Annotated in this window: 21 protein-coding genes, 2 tRNA genes and 1 rRNA gene; 11 read left to right on the forward strand and 13 right to left on the reverse strand. The window is 60.6% G+C overall.

What is annotated here, in order from left to right:
- Positions 1–4 precede the first annotated feature (4 nt).
- Complete coding sequence (locus AC6CHO_RS12925) at positions 5–895, forward strand: DUF4031 domain-containing protein (protein WP_498215458.1); 891 nt, start codon at positions 5–7, stop codon at positions 893–895.
- 90 nt (positions 896–985) lie between these two features.
- Here the strand turns inward: AC6CHO_RS12925 and groL are convergent, their stop codons facing one another.
- The 3 genes from groL to AC6CHO_RS12940 all read right to left on the reverse strand — a co-directional run bounded on the left by groL (position 986) and on the right by AC6CHO_RS12940 (position 3,863).
- On the reverse strand, positions 986–2,623 hold the full coding sequence (gene groL, locus AC6CHO_RS12930) for a chaperonin GroEL (protein ID WP_444660811.1): 1,638 nt from the start codon (positions 2,621–2,623) through the stop codon (positions 986–988).
- Between the two features lie 295 nt (positions 2,624–2,918).
- Positions 2,919–3,530, reverse strand: coding sequence for a LytR C-terminal domain-containing protein (locus AC6CHO_RS12935; RefSeq protein WP_498215460.1), 612 nt, complete (start codon positions 3,528–3,530; stop codon positions 2,919–2,921).
- 42 nt (positions 3,531–3,572) lie between these two features.
- Positions 3,573–3,863, reverse strand: a complete 291-nt coding sequence (locus AC6CHO_RS12940) for a DUF3263 domain-containing protein (RefSeq protein WP_060700690.1) — start codon at positions 3,861–3,863, stop codon at positions 3,573–3,575.
- 156 nt (positions 3,864–4,019) lie between these two features.
- Here AC6CHO_RS12940 and AC6CHO_RS12945 point away from each other — a divergent pair, with 156 nt between their 5' ends.
- Positions 4,020–4,793 (forward strand): uracil-DNA glycosylase, encoded by a 774-nt coding sequence (locus AC6CHO_RS12945; RefSeq protein ID WP_498215462.1) that lies wholly within the window; start codon positions 4,020–4,022, stop codon positions 4,791–4,793.
- Here AC6CHO_RS12945 and AC6CHO_RS12950 read toward each other — a convergent pair.
- Positions 4,790–6,427 carry a threonine/serine exporter family protein gene (locus AC6CHO_RS12950; protein ID WP_444660814.1) on the reverse strand — a complete coding sequence of 546 codons (1,638 nt, stop codon included), beginning with the start codon at positions 6,425–6,427 and terminating at the stop codon, positions 4,790–4,792. The two genes, AC6CHO_RS12945 and AC6CHO_RS12950, sit on opposite strands and share 4 nt — an antisense overlap.
- A 234-nt stretch (positions 6,428–6,661) precedes the next feature.
- On the opposite strand from AC6CHO_RS12950, the gene AC6CHO_RS12955 reads away from it, so the two are divergent.
- Complete coding sequence (locus tag AC6CHO_RS12955) at positions 6,662–7,708, forward strand: Atu2307/SP_0267 family LLM class monooxygenase (protein ID WP_498215464.1); 1,047 nt, start codon at positions 6,662–6,664, stop codon at positions 7,706–7,708.
- Between the two features lie 66 nt (positions 7,709–7,774).
- Here AC6CHO_RS12955 and AC6CHO_RS12960 read toward each other — a convergent pair.
- Positions 7,775–7,848: transfer RNA gene (locus tag AC6CHO_RS12960), tRNA-Val, on the reverse strand.
- A 413-nt stretch (positions 7,849–8,261) separates the two neighbouring features.
- On the opposite strand from AC6CHO_RS12960, the gene AC6CHO_RS12965 reads away from it, so the two are divergent.
- Positions 8,262–8,879 (forward strand): GNAT family N-acetyltransferase, encoded by a 618-nt coding sequence (locus AC6CHO_RS12965; protein ID WP_444660816.1) that lies wholly within the window; start codon positions 8,262–8,264, stop codon positions 8,877–8,879.
- Positions 8,880–8,882: 3 nt separating this feature from the next.
- Here the strand turns inward: AC6CHO_RS12965 and AC6CHO_RS12970 are convergent, their stop codons facing one another.
- The 5 genes from AC6CHO_RS12970 to AC6CHO_RS12990 form a co-directional block, all read right to left on the reverse strand.
- A complete protein-coding gene (locus AC6CHO_RS12970; RefSeq protein WP_498215466.1) occupies positions 8,883–9,809 on the reverse strand; it encodes a hypothetical protein in 927 nt (308 codons plus the stop codon).
- Between the two features lie 2 nt (positions 9,810–9,811).
- Positions 9,812–11,461, reverse strand: a complete 1,650-nt coding sequence (locus AC6CHO_RS12975) for an HsdM family class I SAM-dependent methyltransferase (RefSeq protein ID WP_498215467.1) — start codon at positions 11,459–11,461, stop codon at positions 9,812–9,814.
- Positions 11,462–11,567: 106 nt separating this feature from the next.
- Positions 11,568–12,518: a DUF808 domain-containing protein gene (locus tag AC6CHO_RS12980; protein WP_444660819.1), complete on the reverse strand. Its 951-nt coding sequence runs from the start codon at positions 12,516–12,518 to the stop codon at positions 11,568–11,570.
- A 200-nt stretch (positions 12,519–12,718) separates the two neighbouring features.
- Positions 12,719–12,795, reverse strand: a tRNA-Thr gene (locus tag AC6CHO_RS12985).
- Positions 12,796–12,965: 170 nt separating this feature from the next.
- The gene (locus AC6CHO_RS12990) at positions 12,966–13,832 is read right to left on the reverse strand and encodes a DsbA family protein (RefSeq protein WP_498215468.1); all 867 of its coding nucleotides are present in this window, start codon (positions 13,830–13,832) and stop codon (positions 12,966–12,968) included.
- Positions 13,833–14,234: 402 nt separating this feature from the next.
- On the opposite strand from AC6CHO_RS12990, the gene AC6CHO_RS12995 reads away from it, so the two are divergent.
- The 3 genes from AC6CHO_RS12995 to AC6CHO_RS13005 all read left to right on the forward strand — a co-directional run bounded on the left by AC6CHO_RS12995 (position 14,235) and on the right by AC6CHO_RS13005 (position 17,651).
- Positions 14,235–15,698, forward strand: coding sequence for an alpha,alpha-trehalose-phosphate synthase (UDP-forming) (locus AC6CHO_RS12995; protein WP_498215469.1), 1,464 nt, complete (start codon positions 14,235–14,237; stop codon positions 15,696–15,698).
- A gap of 106 nt (positions 15,699–15,804) precedes the next feature.
- Complete coding sequence (otsB, locus tag AC6CHO_RS13000; protein ID WP_498215470.1) at positions 15,805–16,518, forward strand: trehalose-phosphatase; 714 nt, start codon at positions 15,805–15,807, stop codon at positions 16,516–16,518.
- A gap of 65 nt (positions 16,519–16,583) precedes the next feature.
- Positions 16,584–17,651 (forward strand): ABC transporter ATP-binding protein, encoded by a 1,068-nt coding sequence (locus AC6CHO_RS13005; RefSeq protein ID WP_444660823.1) that lies wholly within the window; start codon positions 16,584–16,586, stop codon positions 17,649–17,651.
- A gap of 118 nt (positions 17,652–17,769) precedes the next feature.
- Here the strand turns inward: AC6CHO_RS13005 and rrf are convergent.
- From rrf to AC6CHO_RS13020, 3 genes are all read right to left on the reverse strand, one after another.
- A 5S ribosomal RNA gene (rrf, locus tag AC6CHO_RS13010) occupies positions 17,770–17,886 on the reverse strand.
- Positions 17,887–18,112: 226 nt separating this feature from the next.
- Positions 18,113–18,838 (reverse strand): IclR family transcriptional regulator, encoded by a 726-nt coding sequence (locus AC6CHO_RS13015; protein ID WP_498215472.1) that lies wholly within the window; start codon positions 18,836–18,838, stop codon positions 18,113–18,115.
- A 43-nt stretch (positions 18,839–18,881) separates the two neighbouring features.
- Positions 18,882–20,342, reverse strand: a complete 1,461-nt coding sequence (locus AC6CHO_RS13020; RefSeq protein WP_498215473.1) for an aromatic amino acid lyase — start codon at positions 20,340–20,342, stop codon at positions 18,882–18,884.
- Positions 20,343–20,589: 247 nt separating this feature from the next.
- Here AC6CHO_RS13020 and AC6CHO_RS13025 point away from each other — a divergent pair, with 247 nt between their 5' ends.
- From AC6CHO_RS13025 to AC6CHO_RS13040, 4 genes are read left to right on the forward strand one after another with little or no spacing between them, the layout of a single operon-like run.
- Positions 20,590–21,672: an ABC transporter ATP-binding protein gene (locus AC6CHO_RS13025; protein ID WP_498215475.1), complete on the forward strand. Its 1,083-nt coding sequence runs from the start codon at positions 20,590–20,592 to the stop codon at positions 21,670–21,672.
- Positions 21,669–22,316 (forward strand): ABC transporter permease, encoded by a 648-nt coding sequence (locus tag AC6CHO_RS13030; RefSeq protein ID WP_498215476.1) that lies wholly within the window; start codon positions 21,669–21,671, stop codon positions 22,314–22,316. The genes AC6CHO_RS13025 and AC6CHO_RS13030 overlap by 4 nt, the downstream gene beginning before the upstream one ends.
- Positions 22,317–23,045 carry an ABC transporter permease gene (locus tag AC6CHO_RS13035; protein ID WP_498215478.1) on the forward strand — a complete coding sequence of 243 codons (729 nt, stop codon included), beginning with the start codon at positions 22,317–22,319 and terminating at the stop codon, positions 23,043–23,045.
- A 58-nt stretch (positions 23,046–23,103) separates the two neighbouring features.
- Complete coding sequence (locus tag AC6CHO_RS13040) at positions 23,104–24,012, forward strand: ABC transporter substrate-binding protein (RefSeq protein WP_498215480.1); 909 nt, start codon at positions 23,104–23,106, stop codon at positions 24,010–24,012.
- Positions 24,013–24,559: the final 547 nt, after the last annotated feature.

A 24,559-nucleotide genomic window follows, 5' to 3' on the forward strand; every position in this document is an offset into this window, starting at 1 on the left:
GCTCATGAGCATTCTGATCGACCCGCCGCGTTGGCCTGCGCATGGCACCGTCTTTGCCCATTTGGTCTCGGACACGTCCCTGGAGGAACTCCATCAATTCGCCGCACAGCAGGAAATCTCGCCGCGGGCGTTCGACAAGGACCACTACGACGTCCCCGCAGAACGCTATGAACAGTTTGTCCAAGCCGGTGCGAAGGAAGTCACCGGCGGCGAACTGGTGCGTGCGCTGATCGCCTCGGGCTTGCGAATTCCTGCCAAATACCGCCCTGAAAAGCTCAACGCCATCTTGCGTCGGCGGTGGTCGCGGACGTTGCCGACCGAGCCGCAGCTGGGCCAGGAGCTGCTCGAGATGTGGTCCCAGGACCACCGTTATTATCATGACCGCGTCCATCTGCTTTCGGTGCTCGAAGCGGTGGATCGCCTCGGTGAAAAGCTTTCACCTGGAGAACTCCTGCTGGTACAGCTGGCGGCGTGGTTCCACGACGCGGTATATGAAGGGAGCAGCGAGGACGAATTCAAATCTGCGGTGCTGGCACGTGAAAGACTCGACGGAGTGCTCTCCCCGGCCGCTGTTGGTGCGATCAGCGACCTGATCTTGCTGACCGCGGGACATAACCCGGGCGAAACGGACCGCCTGGGACGGATCTTGTGCGATGCGGATCTGGAAGTATTGGCCCGCCCCGAACCGGCCTATCAACGTTATGCCCATGCGATCTATCAAGAGTATGCCCACCTTCCCCGCCACGTTTTGGCTGAAGGACGCAGCAAGATACTCTCGGCCCTGCTGGCCAAGGTCTCGATTTACGCTACGGCAGCTGGACGCGAACGGTGGGAATCGGCTGCGCGAACCAACTTGGGTCGAGAGCTGGAACATCTGCAGAGCTGGATGCCCTAGCCCGTATTCGCCGCGTTAACTGCTGATGGCCTGGTACCCGAAGGTACCAGGCCATCAGCGCAGGTGATGCACTAGATCAGCATGGAGGGCTTAGAAGCCGCCCATTCCGCCCATGCCGCCCATGTCATCGCCACCGGCTGGGGCAGCGCCAGCAGGAGCTGGCTTCTCTGCAACAACAGCTTCGGTGGTCAAGAACAGGCCAGCGATCGAAGCTGCGTTCTGCAGTGCCGAACGGGTCACCTTCACTGGGTCATTCACGCCAGCTTCCAGCAGGTCAACGTACTGACCGGTGGCAGCGTTCAGGCCGTGGCCAGCAGGCAGGCCCTTGACCTTGTCGGCGACAACGCCTGGCTCCATGCCAGCGTTCAGTGCGATCTGCTTCAGTGGAGCTTCGATGCCAACGCGAACGATGTTCGCGCCGGTTGCTTCGTCGCCTTCCAGCTCAAGCTTTGCGAATGCAGCAGCGCCAGCCTGGATCAGTGCAACGCCACCACCGGCGACGATGCCTTCTTCAACGGCTGCCTTGGCGTTGCGCACGGCATCTTCGATGCGGTGCTTGCGCTCTTTGAGCTCCACCTCGGTAGCAGCGCCGGCCTTCAGCACAGCGACACCGCCAGAGAGCTTTGCGTGGCGCTCCTGCAGCTTCTCGCGGTCGTAGTCCGAGTCGGTATTCTTGATCTCGGCTGCGATCTGGGCCTTGCGGCCGTCGATCGCGTCGGCTTCGCCGCCGCCTTCAACGATGGTGGTCTCGTCCTTGGTGATAACGACCTTGCGGGCGGTACCCAGAACTTCGAGGCCAACGTTGTCCAGGGACAGGCCGATTTCCTCGGAAACAACCTGGCCACCGGTCAGGATGGCGATGTCGGTCAGCATGGCCTTGCGGCGGTCGCCGAAGCCCGGAGCCTTGACGGCAACGGACTTGAACAGGCCACGGATCTTGTTCAGGATCAGGGTGGCCAGGGCTTCGCCCTCGACGTCTTCGGCGATGATCAGCAGCGACTTGTTCGACTGCATGACCTTCTCCAGCAAGGTAACCATGTCCTTGACCGAGGAGATCTTCGAGTTGACGATCAGGATGTATGGGTCTTCCAGGACGGTTTCCTGGCGCTCTGCGTCGGTGACGAAGTAAGCGGAGATGTAGCCCTTGTCGAAGCGCATGCCCTCGGCCAGCTCCAGCTCCAGGCCGAAGGTGTTGGACTCTTCAACGGTGATAACGCCCTGCTCGCCGACCTTGTCGAGAGCTTCAGCGATCAGGCCACCGATTTCCTTGTCGCCAGCGGAGATCGAAGCGGTAGCAGCGATCTGCTCCTTGGATTCGATCTTCTTCGCTGCGGCGAACAGTTCTGCGGTGACGGCTTCTACAGCCTTGTCGATACCGCGGCGCAGTGCGATCGGGTCGGCACCTGCAGCAACGTTGCGCAGGCCTTCCTTGACCAGTGCCTGTGCGAGCACGGTAGCGGTGGTGGTACCGTCGCCAGCGACGTCGTCAGTCTTCTTGGCAACTTCCTTGACCAGCTCGGCGCCGATCTTCTCGTAAGGATCTTCGAGGTCGATCTCCTTAGCGATGGACACGCCGTCGTTGGTGATAGTAGGAGCGCCCCACTTCTTCTCCAGAACAACGTTGCGGCCGCGTGGGCCCAAGGTCACCTTTACCGCGTCAGCAAGGGTGTTCAGTCCGCGCTCGAGTCCGCGGCGTGCTTCCTCGTCAAATGCAATCATCTTGGCCATAGTGGCTTTCGGTCCTTTCGGGACGATTTTGCGAAAATGCAACCGACAGACAGCGCCCGCGACGGACGAGTGGACCGGTGCGGCATCGGGCCGGCAACCGTTTCAGCTCTCGCTATCTGAGGTATTTTCCACGCTCCGTCCGCCGTGGCGCTAACTGGTGCGTTCACGTTCCGCAGGGAACGCAAAAACCGACCGGCGTTAGCAGTCGCAGCGTAAGAGTGCTAATACAAATATTGGCACTCTCGCATGGCGAGTGCAAGCCGGTCGGCTCTGAGCGAAGGGAATTATGAACGAATTATTCGTTCAGCCCCAGCGGGTCATCGGTGCCCAGCACGATGGTGACCCGATCGGGAATGTTATTGGTCTGCAAAACTTCGTCAATATTAAGGACTTCAGCAGCTTTTTCCGCGGTGGTGCGGTAGGCCTCTGACATGTAGTACACAGCGGAAACATCCGCCGGCTTGCTCCAGTTATCGGCGACGATGTTGGTGAACCCGGCTTCTGCCATGGCCTCTTCGCCAGCACCCGCGACGCCTGCAACATTTGCGCCGTTGTACACGCCGATCTTCTGGCCAAAGAGCACGTCTGCTTCATCGATGGTGCTGGATGGCGATGCGGATTCGCTGGGTGAAGCCTCCTGCGAACTATCGGCAGACTCCCCGCCGTCTTGGGACTGCAAGCTCTCATCGCTCGAAGGGCCCGCGAGGCTGTCTTTGAGCTGGGGGCCAAAGATGAAGGATGCTACACCGATGACCAGGACGATCACGGCCGTCAGCACTACCCACAGCAATTTGCCACCGGTTGACTTTGAGGCCGCGGACTGCGCCCATCCGTGCGCATGGTGTGAACCGACACGGGTGTTGAACTCCGGAACGCGATCAAATTCGTCACGCGGGTAGTTGGTCATTCTTGTCCTTGCTCGAGGTCTGACTGGTCACGGCAGGCTGGGTTATCGTCCCGAGCCGACCTTACCGCCCACACGACGTTTTGTTGAACGTGTTCTGCGCAGTCGCTTAACCAGCATCGGGTCGTAGGCCATCGCCGCATCCGTCTCAATCAGCTGGTTCAGCAGCTGATAGTAATTGGTTGGAGACATGGAGAACTGCTTGGTAATCGCTTGTTCCTTGGCTCCGGCATACTTCCACCACAATTTTTCCAAGCTCAGGATCTGTTGCGAACGTTCGTCGAGTTCCGAGTCTGGGTTCATCACAAAATCCACCAACAACTCTTTCTCAGCCATCCGTTCTCACCTCTGTCCTCGGCTCAGTTTTTGCGCATTTCATTCATGCATGTACTCCACCACTGGTAGACATACCACCGACATTCTAACCAATCTCTTTAGCTATCGCCGTGTGGCCTGGCACAGGCACGCCAGAAAAACGGAACAATAGCGTCTATGGATGAAATGCAAGAACCCCTGTTCGAGGCTCCTGGGCCACCGCCGGCACCCGTGTATGAACCAGCAGAATTCCCGTTCTTCCACGGCGCGCAATCCATGGCCGACCACGGATTTATTGCTCAAGATTGGGTTCCAGCGCTCAGCAAGCAAGATGAAAATCTTCGCCAGCTTGCCCTCGAATTAACCGAACGTTCATCACAAGGCGAAACATTGCTCCCCGATCCCGAGGTGATGTTCCGCGCACTATCTTTGCCTTTAGCTGAGGTCAAGGTCCTGATCATCGGCCAAGACCCCTACCCGACACCGGGGCATCCCAACGGTTTGGCCTTTGCGGCCAACAAGCATGTCCGCCCATTGCCACGCTCGTTGAATAACATCTACAAGGAGCTCGAAGCCGACTTGGGGATCACCCCAGCGTCGCATCCTGATCTGAGTGCCTGGCAGCAACGCGGGGTACTGCTGCTCAACCAGGTGCTTTCGGTCACCGCAGGCCAGGCCGGTTCACATCAAAAGATCGGGTGGGAACCAATCATCGCGGCCCTGCTGTCCGCTCTGAACGAGCGTTCCGCGCCCCCGGTCGCCATTCTCTGGGGCAATCATGCACAGAAGTTCTCGCCTGCCCTGGGGAATCTGCCGCAATTGCGCAGCGCCCATCCATCGCCGCTCTCGGCTTCGAGGGGCTTTTTCGGCTCAAAACCCTTTTCAGAAGCCAATCGGCTCCTGTCCGCACAGGGACAAGAGCCGATTGACTGGACTTTGCCGCTCGCCTAGCGGCGGCGGATGCGTCGCCGTTCGCGCCGGGCGTTAGAAGTGAGCGGGCGGCAAAGGGTTTCACCGAAGACGACTCCTCCGGCGATGGAGAGCATGATGGCCATCGCGTTAAACATCTCGACGAGACCTGTAGCCATGTCATCGACGTTGATCACGATGCCGTACATCGCCCGGAAGATCATGAGGCCTGGAAGCAGGAACATGACCGCCGGTGCTGCCAGAACTAGCTGCGGCGTGCGCAATTTGTCTGACGCGAAGCGAGCCGCAAAACCGACGACCGTGGCGACAAGTGCTGGAACCGCACGGTCGCCCAGGCCCATGTTCTCGGCGAGCAGCTGCACGAGGTAGCCGCCCACCGCAATGCCAGCGGTAGGCAGCAGCAAGCGGAGCGCACTTTGCTCCGTAATGGCACCGGCCACAATGGCGACAGCAACCAGCACGACCAAGAGCCATGCGGGGTACTCGGTAGTCACGATCTGGTGTACATCGACTTCCCCGCCGCCGAGCACATCGGAGACCACCAATGCCGCGGCAATGCCGCTCAAGATCGCGCCGTAGGTCAGGCTGGCGGAGAACAAGCGCCCCACCGCAGTCACCGGGAAACCGTTGATCGCATCTTGCAGCGCCGAGACAAACCGCCCCGAAGGCAGCAAGAGCAGGATACCGCCGGAAACCACCAGCGCCGGATCCAACGGGGCATGCAACTGATGCCCAATCAATGCGATGCCGGTGATGACCATCGTCGATGCGGCAATAGTGAAGAATTCGGGGACCCGCCAGCGCGAGCCGTATCGGCCAATCTGGGTGACTAGGCTGGAGGAGAACATGGCCACCAGCGCGCCGGCCCATGAGCCGCCAATGAAAAGCACAAATGCCGCTGCGAACAGGGCACGCCCGCAAGCGACAATCCACCGGGGAAAGGGCTTTGGCCGGCGCGTAATTTCTTTCAGGCGCTTGGCCGAAGCGCTGCGCGACACGCCGCCCGCGATGATGTCCGAGACCAGCTCATGCACCAGGACGAGCCCTGCGTAGTTGGAGGTATAGGAACGGACCACGCGCAATACCGAATAGCTTTCGGCATCAGGCGGGCTGTAGTTCAAGTGCAAGGACTGGTTGGTAATGTCCACGTCCAAATGGCTCAAACCCAGCGCTGCGGTCACCGCGATGATGCTGGTTTCCACTTCCAACGCGCCAGCGCCATAGCGGATCAGGGTCTCCCCCAAGTCCAAGGCGAATTCCATGGTGCGACGCGATGAAGCGTCCTGCTGGTCGTTGACCTTGGGATTGGCGTAAGGGGTTCCCTGCAGACGCTCGACAATGTTCAGCGCCTGGGTTGGCGGGGTGTCCGAGATCCACATTTTTGCCAGCAGCCGGCGCGCCACCGGGTTGGCGCGCGTTGGCATCAGGGTGATGCCTTCATCGGTGGTGTGGACCTGGCCGGTGCGCCACTCGATATCCGAGGCGTCGGCAGCGGCCACGTTGGCGCTGACTGCCGTGTTCAGCGGGAGCTCAGAAGCAGTGGGCGGCTCTTCTAGCGGTACTTCCGGATGAAAGCCCATGTTGATTTCACTGGTGGAAATACGAGGTAGTGCACCGGCCGATGGCGCTGGATCTTCGCCGATCTGTGGTGGCACAGCACCATGCTCTTCGTCAGATCGATGCGCCACTAATTTTGCCCCCTCAGCCAATGCTTTCCCATGCAATTTACGATACAACCCATGGGCAATAAGTTCGCGTGAACGTGCGTAAGTCACTAGGTAGCGCCGAACACATTTCCCGGCAATTCCTGCCTGCGGAATATCGCCGGCTCGATTGTGGTTGCAAGTATTTGAACTTAGATGCTTTTGCATACATATCGGAGGTCATTGATGAGCAGCAAACTTCTCTTGCCGGAGATCGGCGCCGAAACCTTTGGCGACATCAGCGAGGACGCTCAGGGCGATCCTCTGACCCATGCGCAGGTGATTCGCAACGTCATCGCCCAGGGCCAGGCGGCCGAAGCAGCGAATCTGGACTTCTTTGGCGTCGGCGAACACCATCGCGATGATTATGCCGTATCCGCCCCGGAGATCGTGTTGGCTGCATTGGCCAGCACCACCAAGCAGATCAAGTTGGGCACCGCCGTGACGGTCCTTTCCAGCGATGATCCGGTCAGGGTGTACCAGCGCTTTGCAACCCTCGACGCCATTTCCCAGGGGCGCACCGAAATCGTGGCCGGGCGCGGATCTTTTATTGAATCTTTCCCGTTGTTCGGCTTCGAGCTTGATGACTATGAAGAGCTCTACGAGGAGAAGCTGGATCTCTTGGCCAGATTGCGCCATGGAAATCCGGTGGTCTGGCACGGGAAGCACCGCTCCGCACTGCGCAACCAGCAGGTTTATCCCCTGCTGGAGAACCAGCCGCTGACCACTTGGGTGGGCGTCGGTGGCAGCCCGCAGTCTGTTGTTCGCGCCGCGCGCCACGGGCTTCCGCTGTTCCTGGCCATCATCGGGGGCCAGCCCTCGGGCTTTGAAGGACTGGTGCATTTGTACCAACGTTCCCTCAAGGAATTCGGGCACGATGAACAACCGGTGGCCGCGCACTTCCACGGGTTGGTGGCCGGCAGCGACGAGGAAGCGCTGGAAACCCTCTGGCCTCATTACCAGCGGACCATGAACCGGCTGGGCGCCGAGCGCGGATGGCCGCCAGCGAGCAAGATGCGATTGCAGGCCGCCATGGGGCCGGAGGGGGCAATGATGGCCGGCAGCGCGCAAACCGTAGCCTCGAAGCTCGCCTCGGCCACCAGGAAACTCGGGCTATCCCGCGCTGACATCAAGTACTCAGCCGGATCATTGCCGCATGAGGCCATGATGAACAGCATTAGGCTGCTGGGCGAAGAAGTGAAGCCCCGCGTCCACGAATTGCTCGGGGCCTAGAGCCCGCTTTGCATGGCGAAGCTCCATGAACGCAAAAATGCCACCATCTCTGGTGGCATTTTTTCGTGGATCTTACTGGACTCGAACCAGCGACCTTTCGCGTGTGAGGCGAACGCTCTAACCAACTGAGCTAAAGATCCATACTTGCGCTTTGACCGCAGGGCCAAGCACCTAAATGATCTTAGCTGGTGATAACTCGCGCACCAAATCGGCAGCCGGCTTCAAGCGGCAGGCCGCACCGCGGCAGACGCGCTCAGACCCAAGCGCACGGTGATCTTTCAGCCTCCGGATATGCCACATGATCAGCCCGGAAAAACCGCGTCAAATAGTTTATTTTCATGTCACCTAAAAGTAGCTGTTTCCACTTGTCAAAACGGGACTTTAGACTCCATAATTTTTCTAGCTCATCGAGCTCAAACTGGACCCTACAAGGAAGTTGCCGGAAGCCGCCGGCATCGGTCCCCTCAAGGCCAACGAAACCGCACGGCAGGTCAGACCTGGTCGCGCAAAAGCCTCATTTTTCGTTCGTTCTTTTTCTCTAGGACCGTACCCAGTGTTTGAAAACTTGAACTTTTCCTTGTCACCGCTCTGCGTTCTGCCAGAGCAGCGTGAAGAATTGGCACAGCTCTACCCTGTCATCGACCAGCGCTGGCACCAGAAATTCGACCGGCTCAGCCTGCTGGTCACGGTGCGCGACCGTGGCACGCTCGTGGCTGCCGGGTTGGTTCACGACTCGATCGTCGCACCCACCGACTCGATGAACGCCGTGGAGCTGGGCTGCATGGCTGTGCGCCCCGAGTACCGCCGGTTGGGCATCCGCCAGCATGTGACCTCATTGCGCCTGGAGCACGCAGTGCGCTCGGGCAAAACGCCCATCATCGTGATCGATGCGCAAAATCCTGCTTCCTGGGCCTTTTACGAACGCTCCGAGCTGTGGGACCGCGAACGCAGCTTCGAACAGGATGGCCGGCTGAAGTTCATCTACCGTGCTACCCAGGCCGCGTGGGAGTGGGTGGAGAACTTGCCGCAGGCCTCGGAAGACTGCGTGGAGATCATCGCGCCGCCAGCCGCGATTCCTGCGCCATGTTTTGCCGCGGCTGGAACAATCGGGCCATCATTGGGCATTCAGCTGCCCTGCGGCGACCAGATGCCGGCACTTGGAATGATCTAGGGCCTAGAAGAGGGCGTCCTGCTGCTCGTCGGCCCATTCATGACCGGGCAGCGGCGCCACTTCACCGGCTCGGCGAGCGCGGGCCGCTTCGTGGAGGTCGATGGGGGTGACTTTAAGGACGGTGTCGACCATGGCATTAAGGAACTGCGCCGTGGCGATGTCCTGGGGCACCGGAGGGTGCACGCACCTGACTTCCGGGTTATCCGAGTCGTCGTCCCAGTCGACCAGCAGCAGGCCGGTCGCGGTATAGCCAAACCCATCGCCGAAGTCCCGCAGCTTGCGGATCATGTCCACGGTGCGGCGGAAGGCCGCCGGTTCCGATTCAAGGATGGTGGCGCGTTGCACGAAGAAGAACCCGACCGCTGCCAGCGGATACCGCGCGCGAAGATTCGCTGCGTCTCCATAGGCTTCTTCATAGCGGTTGGCGAGGTTCTTGCCGAACGATGACGTCATGGCCTTGGTGCTCAGCAGCAGCTCGGGGCCGGTGGACCAATGGGTCATCACCACATCGGTCTGTTTCATGTAGGCGCGGCCCAGGATCCTCGCATCGGTGCTCCCCGCCTTTCCGGCCATGATCGACTCGTGGACCTCGTCGGCCAATCGCTCGGGCAATCGGCGCAACAGGTCCAAGATGTCGCTGGAGAGCACCCGCGGCGCCTCGGGCCGCGGCCAGACAAGGTCTGCGTCAAATCCGGCACGACGCAGTTCGTGGGCCAGCCAGGCGTCCACGCCTTGGGCAAAGCGCCCGGATCGGGTGACGGCCTTATTGCGCACCGGAATGCTCAACAGCCGTTCCAGCACGGAATAGGACGGGTTGAATTCTTCGGTGACCGCGCCGTTGCTCAGCCACGGCGAGTCTTTGGCCGCTGACATCAAAGTGGTATCAAATTCCGCAAAGGCCAGGGTTTTCTCAACCACAGGATTAGCCACGTTTATCCCTTCACCGCTTTGCTTCGCGCCTTGCGGCGATCGAGCATGTTCCTGCGTGCTGCGCGCAGGGTTTCCACCGCTGCCTGATCCAGCTCGAGCATTTGTTCCAGAACGATCCGGTCTACCGCTTCGGTGGCTTCTTGCTTATGCCCGGCCGCCAGCATTTCGCGCACCTGCGGCTTGATGGCGTGCAGTTCCTGTGCAAAGCGCTGCACCATGGCGATGGAAGGCACCGGAAGCACATCGGCCTCGCGCGGTTCAAGCTTGAGGATCCCGCCGCCATAGGATCGCCCGACCATTTCGGCGCCCAGCATGGTCAGCGTGTTCAGCGAGGCCAAGGGCAATAGGCCGCGGCCCAGCTCGCGCACGTCCGCGCCGAGGTAAACGCCGTGGATCGAGTTGATGTGGTGCACGCCGGCTTCGTTAGCTGTAAGCCTCGGCGTATCAGCGTTCATATAGGTCATGAACAGATCCGGCACCGAAAGCACCGGCACCCGCCACCACGGCGAGCGCACCTTGCACTTGTAGGCCTGGTCCACGTTGGACAGCTCGCCGCTGGCCACAAGATGTTCTCCCGCGGCGCTCGGTTCGCCCGAGGGCCTGAACAGATAGGCCGCTGCTCCGTGATCCCGCAGCTGTTCCCACCCGGCCTGGTCAAGCTCCAGTCCGCGAAGGTGCCTGGAGCCAGGCGGTGAAATGCGAATCAGGTCCGCTTCTGGCAATCCGAGCTCATGGATCTCATCGCTGCTGAAGGTGAACCACTTGTTATTGCCGGTGACCGCGCCGAGCGAGGTTTCGCCCCAGGACTTGAGTGGGGCGAAATGGCCCTGGGCGCTGGCGGCGGCGAGAATGCCCTGGGCTTCGAGCCCGACCAGCGAACCGGTCCAGCGATCCGCGGCACGCTGCGGTTCGTGGCGGGTGCCGGATCCCAACTGGGCCAGGTCCTGGGTATTGCGGAATTGATGCAGCTGGAAATGGCCGCTGGGGCCCTGCTGGTAGCCCTCGGCCAGCAGCAGCACCACCTCTTCCTGGGCGTCGGCAAAGAGCCGTTCTTCAAAGACTGCCAGGTGGACGGTGGCAAAGCGCTCGAGCAGCATCGCCCGCACCACGCCGGCGTAGTTGACGAACATCAGTTCCGCGGGCAGCACCAGGGCCATCCGCCCGCCCGGAGCCAGGAAGCTGGTCGCGTGAACCACGAAGGCCGCCCAGATGCTGGCCAGCTCGTTCAGTTCCACCCCGGCTGCTTTGGCCGCCAGCCGCGAACGCTGGCGATCCGCTCCCCGGTGCAGCTGGTAGCGCACATAGGGAGGGTTGCCGATCACCACGTCCATGTCCGCGGTGCCGTCGATATCAAAAAAGTTCGCTTGTTCAATCCGCGCGTTGATTCCCTGGGCGGCCAGTCGCTTGCGGGCCTGGGCCACGGTGGGCTCGTGCAATTCGTAGCCCAGCAGCTGCACACCGCCCTGTCGCTCCCCCAGCTCGCGATGCACGGCTTCAAGGAATTGAGCGTCACCGCACGAGGGTTCCAGGACGCTCGCGGCCTGGCCATCAAGGGCCCATTGCGCCATGAAGGCGGCGACGGGTTCCGGGGTGAAATAGGCTCCGCGCGCATGACGGGCAGCAGCCTGCTCTTTTTGTTCTTTACTCAACACGCATCGATCTTTCCATGGCGGCCAGACAGTTTGGCTGGACGCGGATGACCGCGCCTGGGGCGGCAACTTATCCATTGTACGCGGGGTGCCGGCCCGGGCTTGGGCCTTAGTGGGCGGCCTCGACCTTGCCCTTGTTCCGCAGCTTTTGAATCCCCAGGACGATCACCGTAATGATCGCGCCCATGATGAATCCGGCCACGCAGGAGAATGCGGTGTTGACGCACCATCCCAGCACCGCGCCTGCTGAACCGGTTGCGTGATGCACCAGCTCTTCGACATGGTGCACAAAGCCGTACGGGGCGTGCCAGCCAAGTTCGTCCATGCCCACCAGCAACAGGTGGCCACCGACCCACAGCATCGCAACCACGCCGACCTTGCTGAGCACGGACATGATGATCGGCATGGCTTTGACCAGGCCGCGGCCAATTTTTTGCGATAGCTTGCGCGGCTTCGCGGCCATGTGCAGGCCGATATCGTCCATCTTCACGATCAGTGCCACCGCGCCGTAAACCACCACGGTCATCATGACGGCAACAACAACCAGGATCAGCGCACGGGTAAGGAACGGTTCGTGGGCTACCTCGTTGAGCGAAATCACCAGGATTTCCGCCGAGAGCACCAAGTCGGTGCGCACCGCTGAGTTGATGATGGACTTTTCATCACGCTCCTTGCCTGCTTCGCCGGCGCCGTGATGCTTGATCCATCCGAAGGCTTCAAGAAGTTTTTCCGCACCCTCGAAGACCAGGTAGGCGCCACCGAGCATCAGGATCGGGGTCAGCGCCCATGGGGCGAAGTAGGACAGCAGCAGGGCGACTGGCAGGATGAAGACCAGCTTGTTGCGGATGGAGCCCACCGCGATTTTCCAGATGATCGGCAGTTCCCTTTTGGGCGAAATGCCTTCCACGTACTGCGGCGTTACCGCAGCATCGTCGACCACCACGCCCATGGCCTTGGTGCTCGCCTTGGCGGCGCCCAGTGCTATGTCGTCAAGGGATGCCGCAGTCACTTTCACCAGGGCAGCTACGTCGTCCAAAAGTGCTACAAGGCCTCCGGCCATGGTCGGCTCCTCCAAATGGTGATGAACATCGGGCCGATCCGCCCTGGCTCAAGGATTGTGGTCTCGCTAGGAATTCTACCGGTGCGGTGCTCATCCGGTTTGCAGGCACGGCTTCAGCACCATGATGCTGGTGGCAGAAATGAAAGAAACCGCGTCATGGGAGATCATGAACACGGTTCTCATCTGGGCTACGTCCAGTGTGGAGCCCCCTACCGGATTCGAACCGGTGACCTTCAGTTTACAAGACAGACGCTCTGGCCAGCTGAGCTAAGGGGGCGTACCGGATAAGAATATCTGAAAACACCGCTGGTCTGCGAATCGGCAGGGGTTGCGGGCAAGACAAAGGGGAAGAAAACCACGGATGGCTTTCTTCCCCTTTGTCTTGGTGCGAGATCAATAAGAAATTTTACCGGATCGCGCCTCGTTGTCTAGGGCTAGGCTTTGGACTTACTTGTTTGCCTTGATCGCTTCTTCAACCTTGGTCGGGAAGTCATCGGTGCCCAAAACGAGTTCCTTGCCCTGGATGAAGATCGAAGGGGTTCCCTTCACGCCATCGTACTGGCCTGCGGTGGTCGCATACTGGACGAATGGGCGGAACTTGTCGCCTTCGATGCAGTCGCTGACGGATTCGCTGGCTCCATTGTCCACTGCCATCTGGGCCAGTTCAGCGTTCTTCATTTCGCCTTCTGGGTAGTGGCCCCACAGTGCCTTCACGAACTTCATGTAGGCAGCTGGGCTCTCATCGGCGACGCAAGCAAGAGCGTTGGCGCCACGCGAGGAGAAGTTGGTTGGCGAACCACCATCGAGGTACCCAACGTTGCGGTACTCGACGTTAACGTCGCCATTGGCCAGCCATTTTTCGATCTGGTCGCCGTAGGTGGCTTCGAAGTCGGCGCAGTGCACGCAATTGGCATCCACGTACATGGTGATGTTGATTGGCTCGCCCTTCTTGGCGACAATCAGGTCACGCGGCTCAGGAGCAGCCAGGGGCTCTTCGGGAGCGGTCAGCTTCGTAACGTCTACCTGGTCGGTAGTTTTCTCAGCAACCGAGTCAGCGGAAGTTACCATGATGCCGCCGGCAGCCGTCGCGCCCTGAGGAGTGGCACCGCTGTCTTCAATCTTCGCATTGTTGTTTCGGACGATCAGCGTAACTACCAGTGCGATAACAATAATGACGGCGACAAGAACGCCAAGCTTCACGAAAAGTGACTTGCGTTTTTGAGCGGCTTCTTGGCTGGCTCGTAGCTGGGCAGCTTTTTCGCGAGCGCTCGCGTTGCGCTGCGCCTTAGTTGGGCGCGGATTATTCGTAGACATAAATTTGGTGGTTCCTCAGTCAGCAGCGAACAGTCATCTGTGTCAAGCTTAGCCAACTCTTTGCGCAAATATCCCGGAAAACCCCAGATTGCCCACCCTTCACAGGACACGCATATCTTGTGCATACAGCGCCCAAAGCGAGACCCAGGCCTGTACTTGATCATTCAACCAAGTCATGAGCGCAAGGCATCCGATTCGGACCAGGGCCCGCTGTGACGCACCACTTAGCGTGCCGCACCTCACATGGCAAGAGAAAAAATTCAGTATGATTTCAATAGGAGCGGCTTTTCACCAAGGCCTTCCGCAAAGCGCAACAGAAAAAATCGAATACAAAGTCATTCACTCAGAACCGACGAATCCGCACCCCGCCGGTGCACAGTTTGATCAAACCAGGAGGTTTAAGTGGGTACCCCAGCACCAAGCCAAAATACCGAGCAATCTTACGATTTGGTAGTCGTAGCCAACAGGCTGCCCGTTGACCGGATCACGAATCCCGACGGGACACAAGGCTTCCGGCGTTCTCCCGGTGGCCTGGTGACTGCTCTGGCGCCGATCATGGCAGCTTCGGACGGTGCTTGGGTTGGATGGCATGGTGGTATTAACGAAGAATTGGAGAGCTTCGACAAGGATGACATCCATCTGGTCCCAGTGCCGCTGAGCGAAGACGATCTGGAGCTGTACTACGAAGGATTCTCGAACTCCACCTTGTGGCCGCTCTATCACGATGTGATCGTGCCCCCGGAATACCACCGCACATGGTGGGACCGCTACAAGAAGATCAATCAGCGATTTGCCGACGCGGTGCTGAAAATTGCCGCCCCGAATGCCACCGTATGGGTCCATGACTACCAGCTGCAGCTCGTGCCCCAGATGATCCGCTTGGCGCGGCCGGATCTGAAAATCGGCTTTTTCCTCCACATCCCGTTCCCGGCAGCCAGTCTCTTCTCGCAGCTGCCGTGGCGTACCCAGATCCTGCAAGGCCTGGCAGGCGCCGATCTTGTTGGTTTCCAGCGCGAAGCTGATGCCTCCAACTTCCTTCGCTGCCTGCGCCGCTTTACCGACTACTCCACCAAGGGCGACGTCGCCACTCCCCCTGCTGCCAATCAAATGCAGAATCTCTGCCGGGCCAAGGCCCACCCGATCTCCATTGATACCGAACAGATCGCAAAGCTCTCCCGCGACCCGCAGATCATTGCCCGCGCCGCGCAGATTCGCAATGAGCTGGGCAATCCAAAAACCGTGATTCTCGGTGTGGATCGCCTCGACTACACCAAGGGCATTCGCCACCGGCTCAAGGCCTACGGCGAGTTGCTTGCAGACGAGCAACTGCGCGCCGGCGATGTGTGCCTGATCCAGGTGGCCAGCCCGAGCCGTGAAAACGTCGATACGTACATGGAGCTGCGCGACCAGGTCGAACTGATGGTTGGGCAAATTACCGGACAGCACGACACCCTGAGCCACACCACCTTGCGCTATCTGCACCAGTCCTACCCGCTGCGCGAGATGATTTCCCTCTACCTGGCAGCCGATGTTTTGCTGGTGACCGCGCTGCGTGATGGCATGAACCTGGTCGCCAAGGAATTTGTCGCAGCACATCAGGATGGCCGTGGTGTACTGGTGCTTTCCGAATACACGGGCGCCGCTGACCAGCTGACCCAAGCCGTACTGGTGAACCCGCACGACATCGACGGCATGAAGGACAAGATCATCCAGGCCGTCAATATGAACGAGGCTGAGCAAGAGAAGCGGATGCGACGGATGAACCGGCATCTGAAGGTGAACACCGTGGCCCGCTGGTCTGAGGTATTCCTCGCGGAACTTGCTGAGATCAGCGCCGCTTCCTCGACAGATGCCATCGTCCGCTAGCCCGGCACCAGGATCCGCACACTCACGATGGGATACAAACGTGTCTGACCTCGACCCAGAACTGCACGCCGCGCTGAGCAGGTTTGCAGCTCATCAGAATATTCTTGTGGCTTTGGACTTTGACGGGACAATGTCGCCAATCGTCGACCGCCCCGAAGACGCCCGGCCTCTTCCGGAGTCGGCTGAGGTTTTTGAAACGCTCAGGCAACTGCCTGGCGTTTTTGCCGCTTTGGTTTCCGGCCGCAATTTAGCGTCCCTGGCGCAGGTTTATCCCGAGCCTCTGCCGGAAATCTGCATTGGCTCGCACGGTGCTGAGCGCCTGCTGCCAGATCCTTTCCAAGGGCAATGGATCGAAAAGCCGCTGAGCTGCGAACAGCAGAATCTGCTGGCTCGCATCACCAGGGAACTCGAGGCCGTGGCCGATTCCTACGAGGATGTCAGCCTGGAATACAAGCCTTCGGCGACCGTGCTGCATGTACGCCGTGCAGCACCCGCTGCCGCCGACGCCGCGCTCGGCGGGGCCAAGGCCGCTTTGAACGCTATGGGCGGTGCCAAGCTCCTCGAGGGCAAGGCGGTCCTTGAGGCCTCGGTGCATCAAGGAGACAAGGGCGAGAGCTTAACGTGGCTTAAAGATTTATTACAGGTTGATGCGGTGCTTTTCATCGGTGATGATGTCACCGACGAAAACGGATTTAAAGTATTGGAACCCAAGGATCTTGGGATAAAAGTAGGATCAGGGCCGACTTTGGCCACTCATCATATAGCTTCTCCGCAACAGTTGCCAGAGCTTTTGCAAATTCTGGTTTCCATGCGAGACTAAAGTGTCCTATTTCACTTTCACTATGGATCGTCGGGCACGTACCTGCCCGTGAAAGGATTGTCATCATGGCAACTGTGACCTTTGATAAGGCCACCCGTATCTACCCAGGCGCTCTCGTGCCTTCCGTGGATGCAATCGACCTGGAAATCCAAGACGGAGAATTCCTCGTGCTCGTGGGCCCGTCGGGTTGTGGCAAGTCCACCACCCTGCGCATGCTCGCAGGCTTGGAAGAGGTCGATTCCGGTCGCATCCTCATTGGCGACAAGGACGTGACCAACGTTCCGCCAAAGGATCGCGACATCGCAATGGTCTTCCAGAACTACGCGCTGTACCCTCATATGACCGTTGCCGAGAACATGGGCTTCGCGTTGAAGATTGCAGGCGTTGACAAGGAAGAGCGCAACCGCCGCGTTCTGGAAGCAGCCAAGCTGCTCGACTTGGAGCAGTACCTGAACCGCAAGCCGAAGGCTCTCTCCGGCGGCCAGCGCCAGCGTGTGGCCATGGGCCGCGCAATTGTCCGTTCGCCCCAGGTCTTCTTGATGGATGAGCCGCTGTCCAACTTGGACGCAAAGCTGCGTGTGCAGACTCGTACCCAGATCGCTTCGTTGACTCGCCGTCTTGGCGTCACCACCGTATACGTGACTCACGACCAGGTTGAGGCATTGACCATGGGCGATCGCGTTGCGGTGCTCAAGGATGGCGAACTGCAGCAGGTCGGTACTCCCCGCGAGCTCTATGACCGTCCGCGCAACGTCTTCGTTGCCGGCTTCATCGGCTCCCCGGCCATGAACCTGGTCAAGCTGGAATCTGCTCATGGGCAGGTGGCCTTCGGCTCTACCCTGATCCAGGCTCCGGGCGCCCAGGGTGGAACCACGCTGGGCTTCCGCCCGGAAGACATCGAGATCGTGGGTGCCGGCGAGGGCGTAGAGATCGTCGTTGACGTAGTCGAAGAACTCGGCGCCGACGCGTACATCTACGGTTCTGCTGAGCTTGCTGGCGAAACCCAGATGGTTGTGGTTCGCGTTGATGGCCGCACGCCACCTGCACGAGGCCAGAAGCTGAATATTGCTCCTCGCCTGCAGCACGTGCATCTGTTTGATACAGAGAGCGGCCTGCGGCTAAGCGAAGCCTAAACCACGCGAAGCCGAGGGCCAGAAGAGCTGTCTTTTCTGGCCCTCGGCTTTTTCGCATTAACGCGCCGGTTAAACATCGAAGGCCCCGAACTTTCGTTCGGGGCCTTCGGCAAATTATGCCCGGCGATGACCTACTCTCCCACACCCTCCCGAGTGCAGTACCATCGGCGCTGTGGGTCTTAGCTTCCGGGTTCGGTATGGGACCGGGCGTTTCCCCCACGCTATGATCGCCGTAACTCTATACCTCATGGCTGACCATGGGAAAACTACGGTGTCATCCGCGATTGCGACAACTCCATAACTATATCAGGCCTGCCGGCAGGGTGCCAATCCAGGGGCAAGTCCATAGGGTGTCCTTCGGCACACGCCGGCGCATGTTCACCACCCGTGTAGCGGCCTCCCGCTTTCGGCAAGCTGGCGGTTCCCCTCGGCATCCACGGTGCCCGACGGCTTTGCCCGGGCTAGAGGGCGCCTGGTAGGAGGCGCGAGTCCAGTTGCGCAGAAAGCTCTTCGGCCGCTGAGCACACCGCGGCACCGAGGGCCGCTACCGCCTGCTCGCCCATCCGGAAGCTCGGTCCTGCAATGCTCAGGGCCGCGATGATCCTGCCCTGCGCATTGCGCACGGGGGCACCGATCACCGTCGCGTCGGGGTCCTCGACGGCCACCATCACCACATAGCCCGGATCCGGGACCCGCCCCTCCAGGACTTCTCCGGTCACCGATCCGCCCATGGGAACCGTTCGCCCCTCCCAGCCATCGAATCCGACATACCGGATGGGCAGCGAGCTTTGCACCTCGCGCAAGAAGGTGCAGGTGTTGGCCGGGCTGGGCACTGCCAGATAGCTGGACTCCGAGGTCTGCTCCGTCAACAGGCCCATAATCGGCCCGGAAGCGTCGATCAGGTCCTCGACGCTGGTCTGGTCATTGACCACCCGGGACTGGACGAAACGCTGCCCGAGGGAATATTGCCCATCACTGGCCCGGGAGACGTAGCCCCAGTGCTCGAGAACGCGCAGCATCCGCGATGTGGTGCTGGTGGGCAGGTTGCTGGCACGGGCAATGTCGCTAAGGCCCAGCGGTCCGCGGTCGACGACGAGCGTCAATACCTCCAGGGCCCGATGCACTGTTTGCGGACCTCGCGGCGTTTGCTCCTGATGCCCCGGTTCGGCTGCTGATCGATCTGCCATATGTCTCATAATCTCCCGTAATCAACTGGCGTCTACTCGAAGTCTAACCAAGCCGGGCGCGAGAACTGCGACTTGCCTGCGCAAGGCTGGTGATCAGTTGCCGCGCAATCTGCACATCGCCTTGCAGATCCCGGTCTTCGAGCCCTAGGGGCAAGGGCTCACAGATCTCCAGCAGCTGCGCAACGCCGTCGCCGGCCTCCAGATCTGTGGCGCTTGCGCGCAGCCTGAGCGTGCGCACGGCGACGACAATTTCTGCGGCCACCATGAGCTCGTAGCCTTCCAGCGCGCGATTGAGCTTGCTCAAGGCGGCGGGGGCAAAGGTTGCGTCCTCCTCGACGCCGCACGACAGCACCGCGCTGTGCGTGGAAATTGGTGCGGCCGCCGCCTGCACTTCACCCATTGCGCTGGCAGCTAGATATTCAATGATCATGGTTCCGGAGCTTGCTCCCCCCTGCGGAGCGAGGAAGCGGGGCAGGCCGGAGAAGTTGTCGTCATTCATGAATCGCAGACGGGCCAGCAGCAGCGGTGCCGTCTGGGCCAGGGCGATGGCGGTCGCATCGAGCTCATGGGCCAGCCAGGTTTCGAGGAATGCCCCGTGGTGCACGGCGCGTTGCTGCTCCTCGAAGAATCTCGGGTTCTCCCGTGCATGGCTGGCCTGCGACTCTACGGCCTCGCGCAGCCGCTGGGCCGCACAGGACAAGGTGCTCAGTGCCGGCAGGAAGGCCCGGAAGCAGAAGGGGTCCTGAATTCGTGCGGTCTCCCACCGCGTGCCAGCGAGCAGCTCGTCCAGCCGCTGGGCATTCTGCTCGGCGGTCGGGGTGGCCACGGTGCGCGCTGCCTCCTGCGAAAATGCCGCCGCGTCGGCTCGGGATCCGAAGGCCGATAGCGCGAACGTTGCCGTCGCGGCCGCGATCAGGCGTTCCAGCCATGCCGCGGCCAGGGCTGCCCCGGCCAGCGTCGGCGCGCTGGAACTCATGAAGGGCAGGGCGCTGTCGGCTCGGATGGGTCCGATCGGCGCGAAGGGGGGCCCGCTGGTGGGCCGTTCGCCTGCCAAGGCCAGACCGACGCCGGCAAGGGCCGGCAGATCCGCGGTCCCGATGCCGCCGAACTGCCGCACCTCGGGCAGGCTGTTATCGGCCAGCATGCGCTCGAGTCCGTCGATCACCGACGGATCAATCCCGGAGCCCGGATGCAGCAGCTGGTTCAATCGCACGGCCAGCATGGCGCGGGTGGCCTCGGTGGAAAGCACCGGCCCGGCATCCACCGCGTGGCTGCGCAGCAGGTTCATGCCATGGACTTGCGCATCGATTGCCGCCAAGCTCTGCTTATTCGCGCCGACCCCGGTGGAGCGGCCGTACACCGGCTGCGTCAGGGCAATCTCATTGGCCCTCTGATAGTAGTGCTTGACCTGTTCCCTTGCCTGCGCGGACACCCGGAGCTCAGCGCCTTCGGCAATGTCTGCGATCTCGTGAATCGTCAATTTTTTCGGGAGCGTATAGGTCATGGTTTCCCTGCCATTCGAGTGAAATGGGTCTTGCGCGACCCGCAGTGGATTACTACAGTATGAACAACAAGAGTTTCAATATGTGAAAAGTGTATCCCAAGGGATGCTCGTCAGCGAGTAGGATTTCCAGACTCGCCGCACGGCCCGCCACCCCGCAAAGCACCTAGGAGCAGCAGATGTCCCCTGGCCATTCAACGCAATCCCCGACTATTCCAGCCGTGGCCACTGTCCCGAGAGGAGTTCTTCTGTGATCGAGTTCAAGGATGTCGTCAAGACCTACGACAACGGCACCACCGCCGTCGACCACCTGTCCTTCGTCGCGCCCACGGGGAAGATCACGGTGCTCGTGGGTCCCTCCGGCTGCGGCAAGACCACCACCCTGCGCATGATCAACCGGCTGCATCAGCAGACTTCGGGCACGATCCTGCTGGGCGGCGAAGACAACGCCGTGGTCGACACCATCGCGATGCGCCGGAATATCGGCTACGTAATCCAGAATGCCGGGCTCTTCCCGCACCAAACGATCCTGGACAATGTCTGCGCGGTCCCCTACTTGAACAAGAGTGACAAGCGCGCCAGCCAGGAACGCGCGCTGGACCTGCTGGAACTGGTGGGACTGGACCGCGGTTATGCCTCGCGCTACCCGTGGCAGCTATCCGGCGGCCAGCAGCAACGCGTGGGCGTGGCCCGCGCGCTCGCGGCCGATCCGCCCTACATGCTGATGGACGAGCCCTTCAGCGCGGTGGATCCCGTCGTCCGCAAGCAGCTGCAGTCAGAGTTCCTGAGAATCCAGGGCGACCTGGCCAAGACCATAGTGATGGTCACCCACGATATCGACGAGGCGCTGAAGCTCGGAGACCAGATCGTGGTGCTCAAGGAGGGCGGCATTCTCGCGCAGATCGGTTCACCCGCCGAGATCCTGGCCCACCCCGCAGACCAGTTCGTTGCCGACTTCCTGGGTGCATCACGCGGCTACCACGCGCTGAACTTCCGGCAGCTGCAAGAACCGCAGCTGGAACAGACTGCGCGAGCCTACGCAGGGGACGAGCTCTCCGAGCAGTGGGTGGTAGCCTGCTCCTCCGATCACCGCCCGCTGGGCTGGGCCACTGCGCAGCCAGGGGAACATTTGCTGCGCGAGGACCGCGTACTGGTCGCCACAACACTGGAATTGGGTACCAGCAACTACCGTGAATTGCTCGATGCCGCCCTCGCCAGCCCCTGCGGCCAGGCCATCATCACCGACGAGCATGGCCTGTACCTGGGCACCCTCGGCGTAGAAGCCATTGCCCGCCATGTGCGCGGGGCCAGCGAAAGAAAGCACGTCGCATGAACCTCGATTGGATCGGCAACAATTTAGAGCTCATCGGCGAGCTAACCGTGGCTCATCTCTGGCTGACCCTGCTGCCCACGGCTTTGGGCCTGCTCTTGTCCATCCCCCTGGGCTACCTGGCATTCTCCTACCGGCGGACCTACCCTTTCATCGTCGGCGGCACCAGCCTGTTCTACACCATCCCCTCGCTGGCGCTGTTCATCTTGCTGCCCAAGCTGCTGGGAACCAAGGTGCTCGACCCGACGAATGTCGTGGTCGCACTGATCTTCTATACCGTGGCACTGCTGGTGAGGGTTGTCGCGGACTCACTGTCCTCGGTATCCCCGGATGTCGTATTTGCCGCACAGGGCATCGGCTACACCCGACTGCAAACCTTCTTCAAGATCCAGCTGCCCATCGCCGTTCCAGCCATTCTCTCGGGGCTGCGCGTGGTTGTAGTCTCGAATATTTCGATCGTCACCATGGCAGCGGTCATCGGCATCACGCAATTGGGGACGCTGTTCACCATGGGTTTCACCCGGCGCATGTTCGTCCCGATCATCCTCGGGTTGCTGGTGTGCCTGCTTCTGGCCTTGGCCCTGGACCGATTGCTCGTATTGTTCGGCAAGATCATGACGCCTTGGAGTCAGAAGGGAATGCTGTAAATGGGAATCTTCGACTGGCTTTCCGATCCCGCCAATTGGAGCGGCTCGGGGTCCATCCCCTACCAAATCATGGTCCATTTGGCCTATTCGAGCATCGCCCTGGCCGTGGCCACCGCCATCGCGGTGCCCCTGGGCGCCTATGTGGGCCACACCGGCAAGGGCGAGAGCCTCATCATGGGTTCGGCCAACGCGATGCGCGCCCTGCCCACCCTCGGCCTGCTCATCCTGCTCGTCTTGTTGATTGCACCGGCCATCAGCAGCAATATGGCCTTCGTCATCCCCTCGCTGATCGTGTTGGTCCTGTTGGCCGTGCCGCCGATTCTCAGCGGCGTCGCCAGCGGTGTCCGGGCGATCGACCGCTCGGTGATCGACGCTGCACGCGGAATGGGCTTCTCCACCGCTCAAATCGTCTGGCGCATCGAGCTGCCTTGTGCGCTGCCGCTCGCGCTGTCCGGCTTGCGCGGGGCAACATTGCAGGTCGTGTCCACGGCCACCGTCGCCGCTTATGTTTCGCTGGACGGCTTAGGACGGTTCATCATCGACGGTCGTGCCGGCAATGACTACGCGCAGATGGCTGGCGGATCACTGGTCTTGGCAGCCCTGGCAATCCTGCTGGAAGCCGGTTTCGCGCTGCTGGCGATGTCCGGAATTTCCCCTGGTCTCTCCCGCCGACTGCGTTCAACGCCTCCGGTCATCGGGAATGTGCCCCGCGCGAAGAAACTCGTCTGATCGCCGCTGAGCACATCGCAAGCCACCCACTCTCACCTTTCAATCAATAGGAACCACCATGAATCGCAAGACTCTGCTTACTTCTCTGGCCACCGCAACGGCCTTGGCACTCACCGGCTGCGCCAGCGGTGACCCGATGAGTTCCGCAGGTGACAGCAGCAACGACGACAGCAAGATCGTCATCGGATCAGCAGACTTCTCCGAAAGCCAGCTGCTGGCCACCATTTACTCCCATGCCCTGCAGAATGCCGGAGTCGAAGTGGAGGAAAAGCTGAATATCGGAAGCCGGGAAGTCTACATGGAAGCCCTGCGGGACGGATCAATTGACCTGCTCCCCGAGTACAACGGCTACCTCTTGGGCGAACTGGACCCTGAAGCCAACGCCAGCGACCCGGCGACGATCCGCAAGCAGCTCGAAGAAAAGCTCAAGCCGGAGGGGATAGCCGTACTCGACGAGGCAGAGGCCGAGAACCGCGATGTGCTTGTCGTCGCGCCCGAAGTAGCGGAAAAGCACGATCTGCACACCATTTCAGATCTGGAGTCCGTGGCGAATGAGCTCGTGCTGGCCGGACCTGCCGAATGGAAGTCCCGATTCGTTGGACTCCCCGGCCTCAAGGAAATCTACGGGCTCGAGTTCAAGGAATTCAAGGTTCTGGACGCTGGAGGAACGCTCACTCTGTCAGCGCTGCAGAACGGCCAGGCCCAGGTTGGCGACATGTTCAGCGCCGACCCGGCGATCGGAACAAACAACTTGGTAAGCCTCGAGGACGACAAGGGGCTGTTCCTCCCCGCCAACATCGTTCCGATCGTGCGCGAAGACGCCACCAATGAGCAGGTGGCCGAAGTTCTGAACGAAGTCTCGGCAGAGCTGACAACCGAAGGCCTGATGGAAATGAATCAGCGCATATCCGAAGGCGAAGATATTTCAGCCATTGCCGACGACTGGCTGGATCAGCACAAGGGCTAGCTTGCCCCTTGCAGCAACGGCAGCACAATACTGAGCAGGGACACAACGCGGGCACGCTGTCTGCCGCTCGCACCACGGCGTCGCACTCCAGAGATTAGGAGTGCGGCGCCGTCGGCATTTGGCCAGCGAACTGGGCCACGTCTTGGTTTCCTGTCAGATGTTGTGCCACATAACGCTTGCACATAGCCAACAGCAGGCGGCCAGATCCAGTAGAACAAAAAGGGTCCAGCCCGAAGCTAACGCGCTACCCCGCGCCTCACTGACCCGACCACCGGCATCGCCAGGAAGAACAGGCCGCCAGCGGGCCTACTAGCACGGAGCTTGTGTCCGTCAAGACCGGTGGCACGAATCGAGCGTCAAGGGACACCCAGCTAGTTATTGCTCTTTAAACAGGAAAAAAAGGGGGGCCAGGCACCCACCCGAACCCCCACCAACCAACCAACACCAACCAACAAGCCATCCCGCCAACCAGCCATCCCAGCACCAACCTGTTTAGCTGGTTAAACAAGTAAGGGCCCCAACACAGTGTGTCAGGGCCCAAACCATA

It is taken from the genome of Glutamicibacter sp. GQ173, from assembly GCF_059759215.1.

Bases quoted from the DNA above. Each gene is read 5' to 3' on its own strand.
- AC6CHO_RS12925 (WP_498215458.1), top strand. From the start codon at position 5: ATGAGCATTCTGATCGACCCGCCGCGTTGGCCTGCGCATGGCACCGTC.
- groL (WP_444660811.1), bottom strand. From the start codon at position 2,623: ATGGCCAAGATGATTGCATTTGACGAGGAAGCACGCCGCGGACTCGAG.
- AC6CHO_RS12935 (WP_498215460.1), bottom strand. From the start codon at position 3,530: ATGACCAACTACCCGCGTGACGAATTTGATCGCGTTCCGGAGTTCAAC.
- AC6CHO_RS12940 (WP_060700690.1), bottom strand. From the start codon at position 3,863: ATGGCTGAGAAAGAGTTGTTGGTGGATTTTGTGATGAACCCAGACTCG.
- AC6CHO_RS12945 (WP_498215462.1), top strand. From the start codon at position 4,020: ATGGATGAAATGCAAGAACCCCTGTTCGAGGCTCCTGGGCCACCGCCG.
- AC6CHO_RS12955 (WP_498215464.1), top strand. From the start codon at position 6,662: ATGAGCAGCAAACTTCTCTTGCCGGAGATCGGCGCCGAAACCTTTGGC.
- AC6CHO_RS12980 (WP_444660819.1), bottom strand. From the start codon at position 12,518: ATGGCCGGAGGCCTTGTAGCACTTTTGGACGACGTAGCTGCCCTGGTG.
- AC6CHO_RS12990 (WP_498215468.1), bottom strand. From the start codon at position 13,832: ATGTCTACGAATAATCCGCGCCCAACTAAGGCGCAGCGCAACGCGAGC.
- AC6CHO_RS13005 (WP_444660823.1), top strand. From the start codon at position 16,584: ATGGCAACTGTGACCTTTGATAAGGCCACCCGTATCTACCCAGGCGCT.
- AC6CHO_RS13015 (WP_498215472.1), bottom strand. From the start codon at position 18,838: ATGGCAGATCGATCAGCAGCCGAACCGGGGCATCAGGAGCAAACGCCG.
- AC6CHO_RS13020 (WP_498215473.1), bottom strand. From the start codon at position 20,342: ATGACCTATACGCTCCCGAAAAAATTGACGATTCACGAGATCGCAGAC.
- AC6CHO_RS13030 (WP_498215476.1), top strand. From the start codon at position 21,669: ATGAACCTCGATTGGATCGGCAACAATTTAGAGCTCATCGGCGAGCTA.
- AC6CHO_RS13035 (WP_498215478.1), top strand. From the start codon at position 22,317: ATGGGAATCTTCGACTGGCTTTCCGATCCCGCCAATTGGAGCGGCTCG.
- AC6CHO_RS13040 (WP_498215480.1), top strand. From the start codon at position 23,104: ATGAATCGCAAGACTCTGCTTACTTCTCTGGCCACCGCAACGGCCTTG.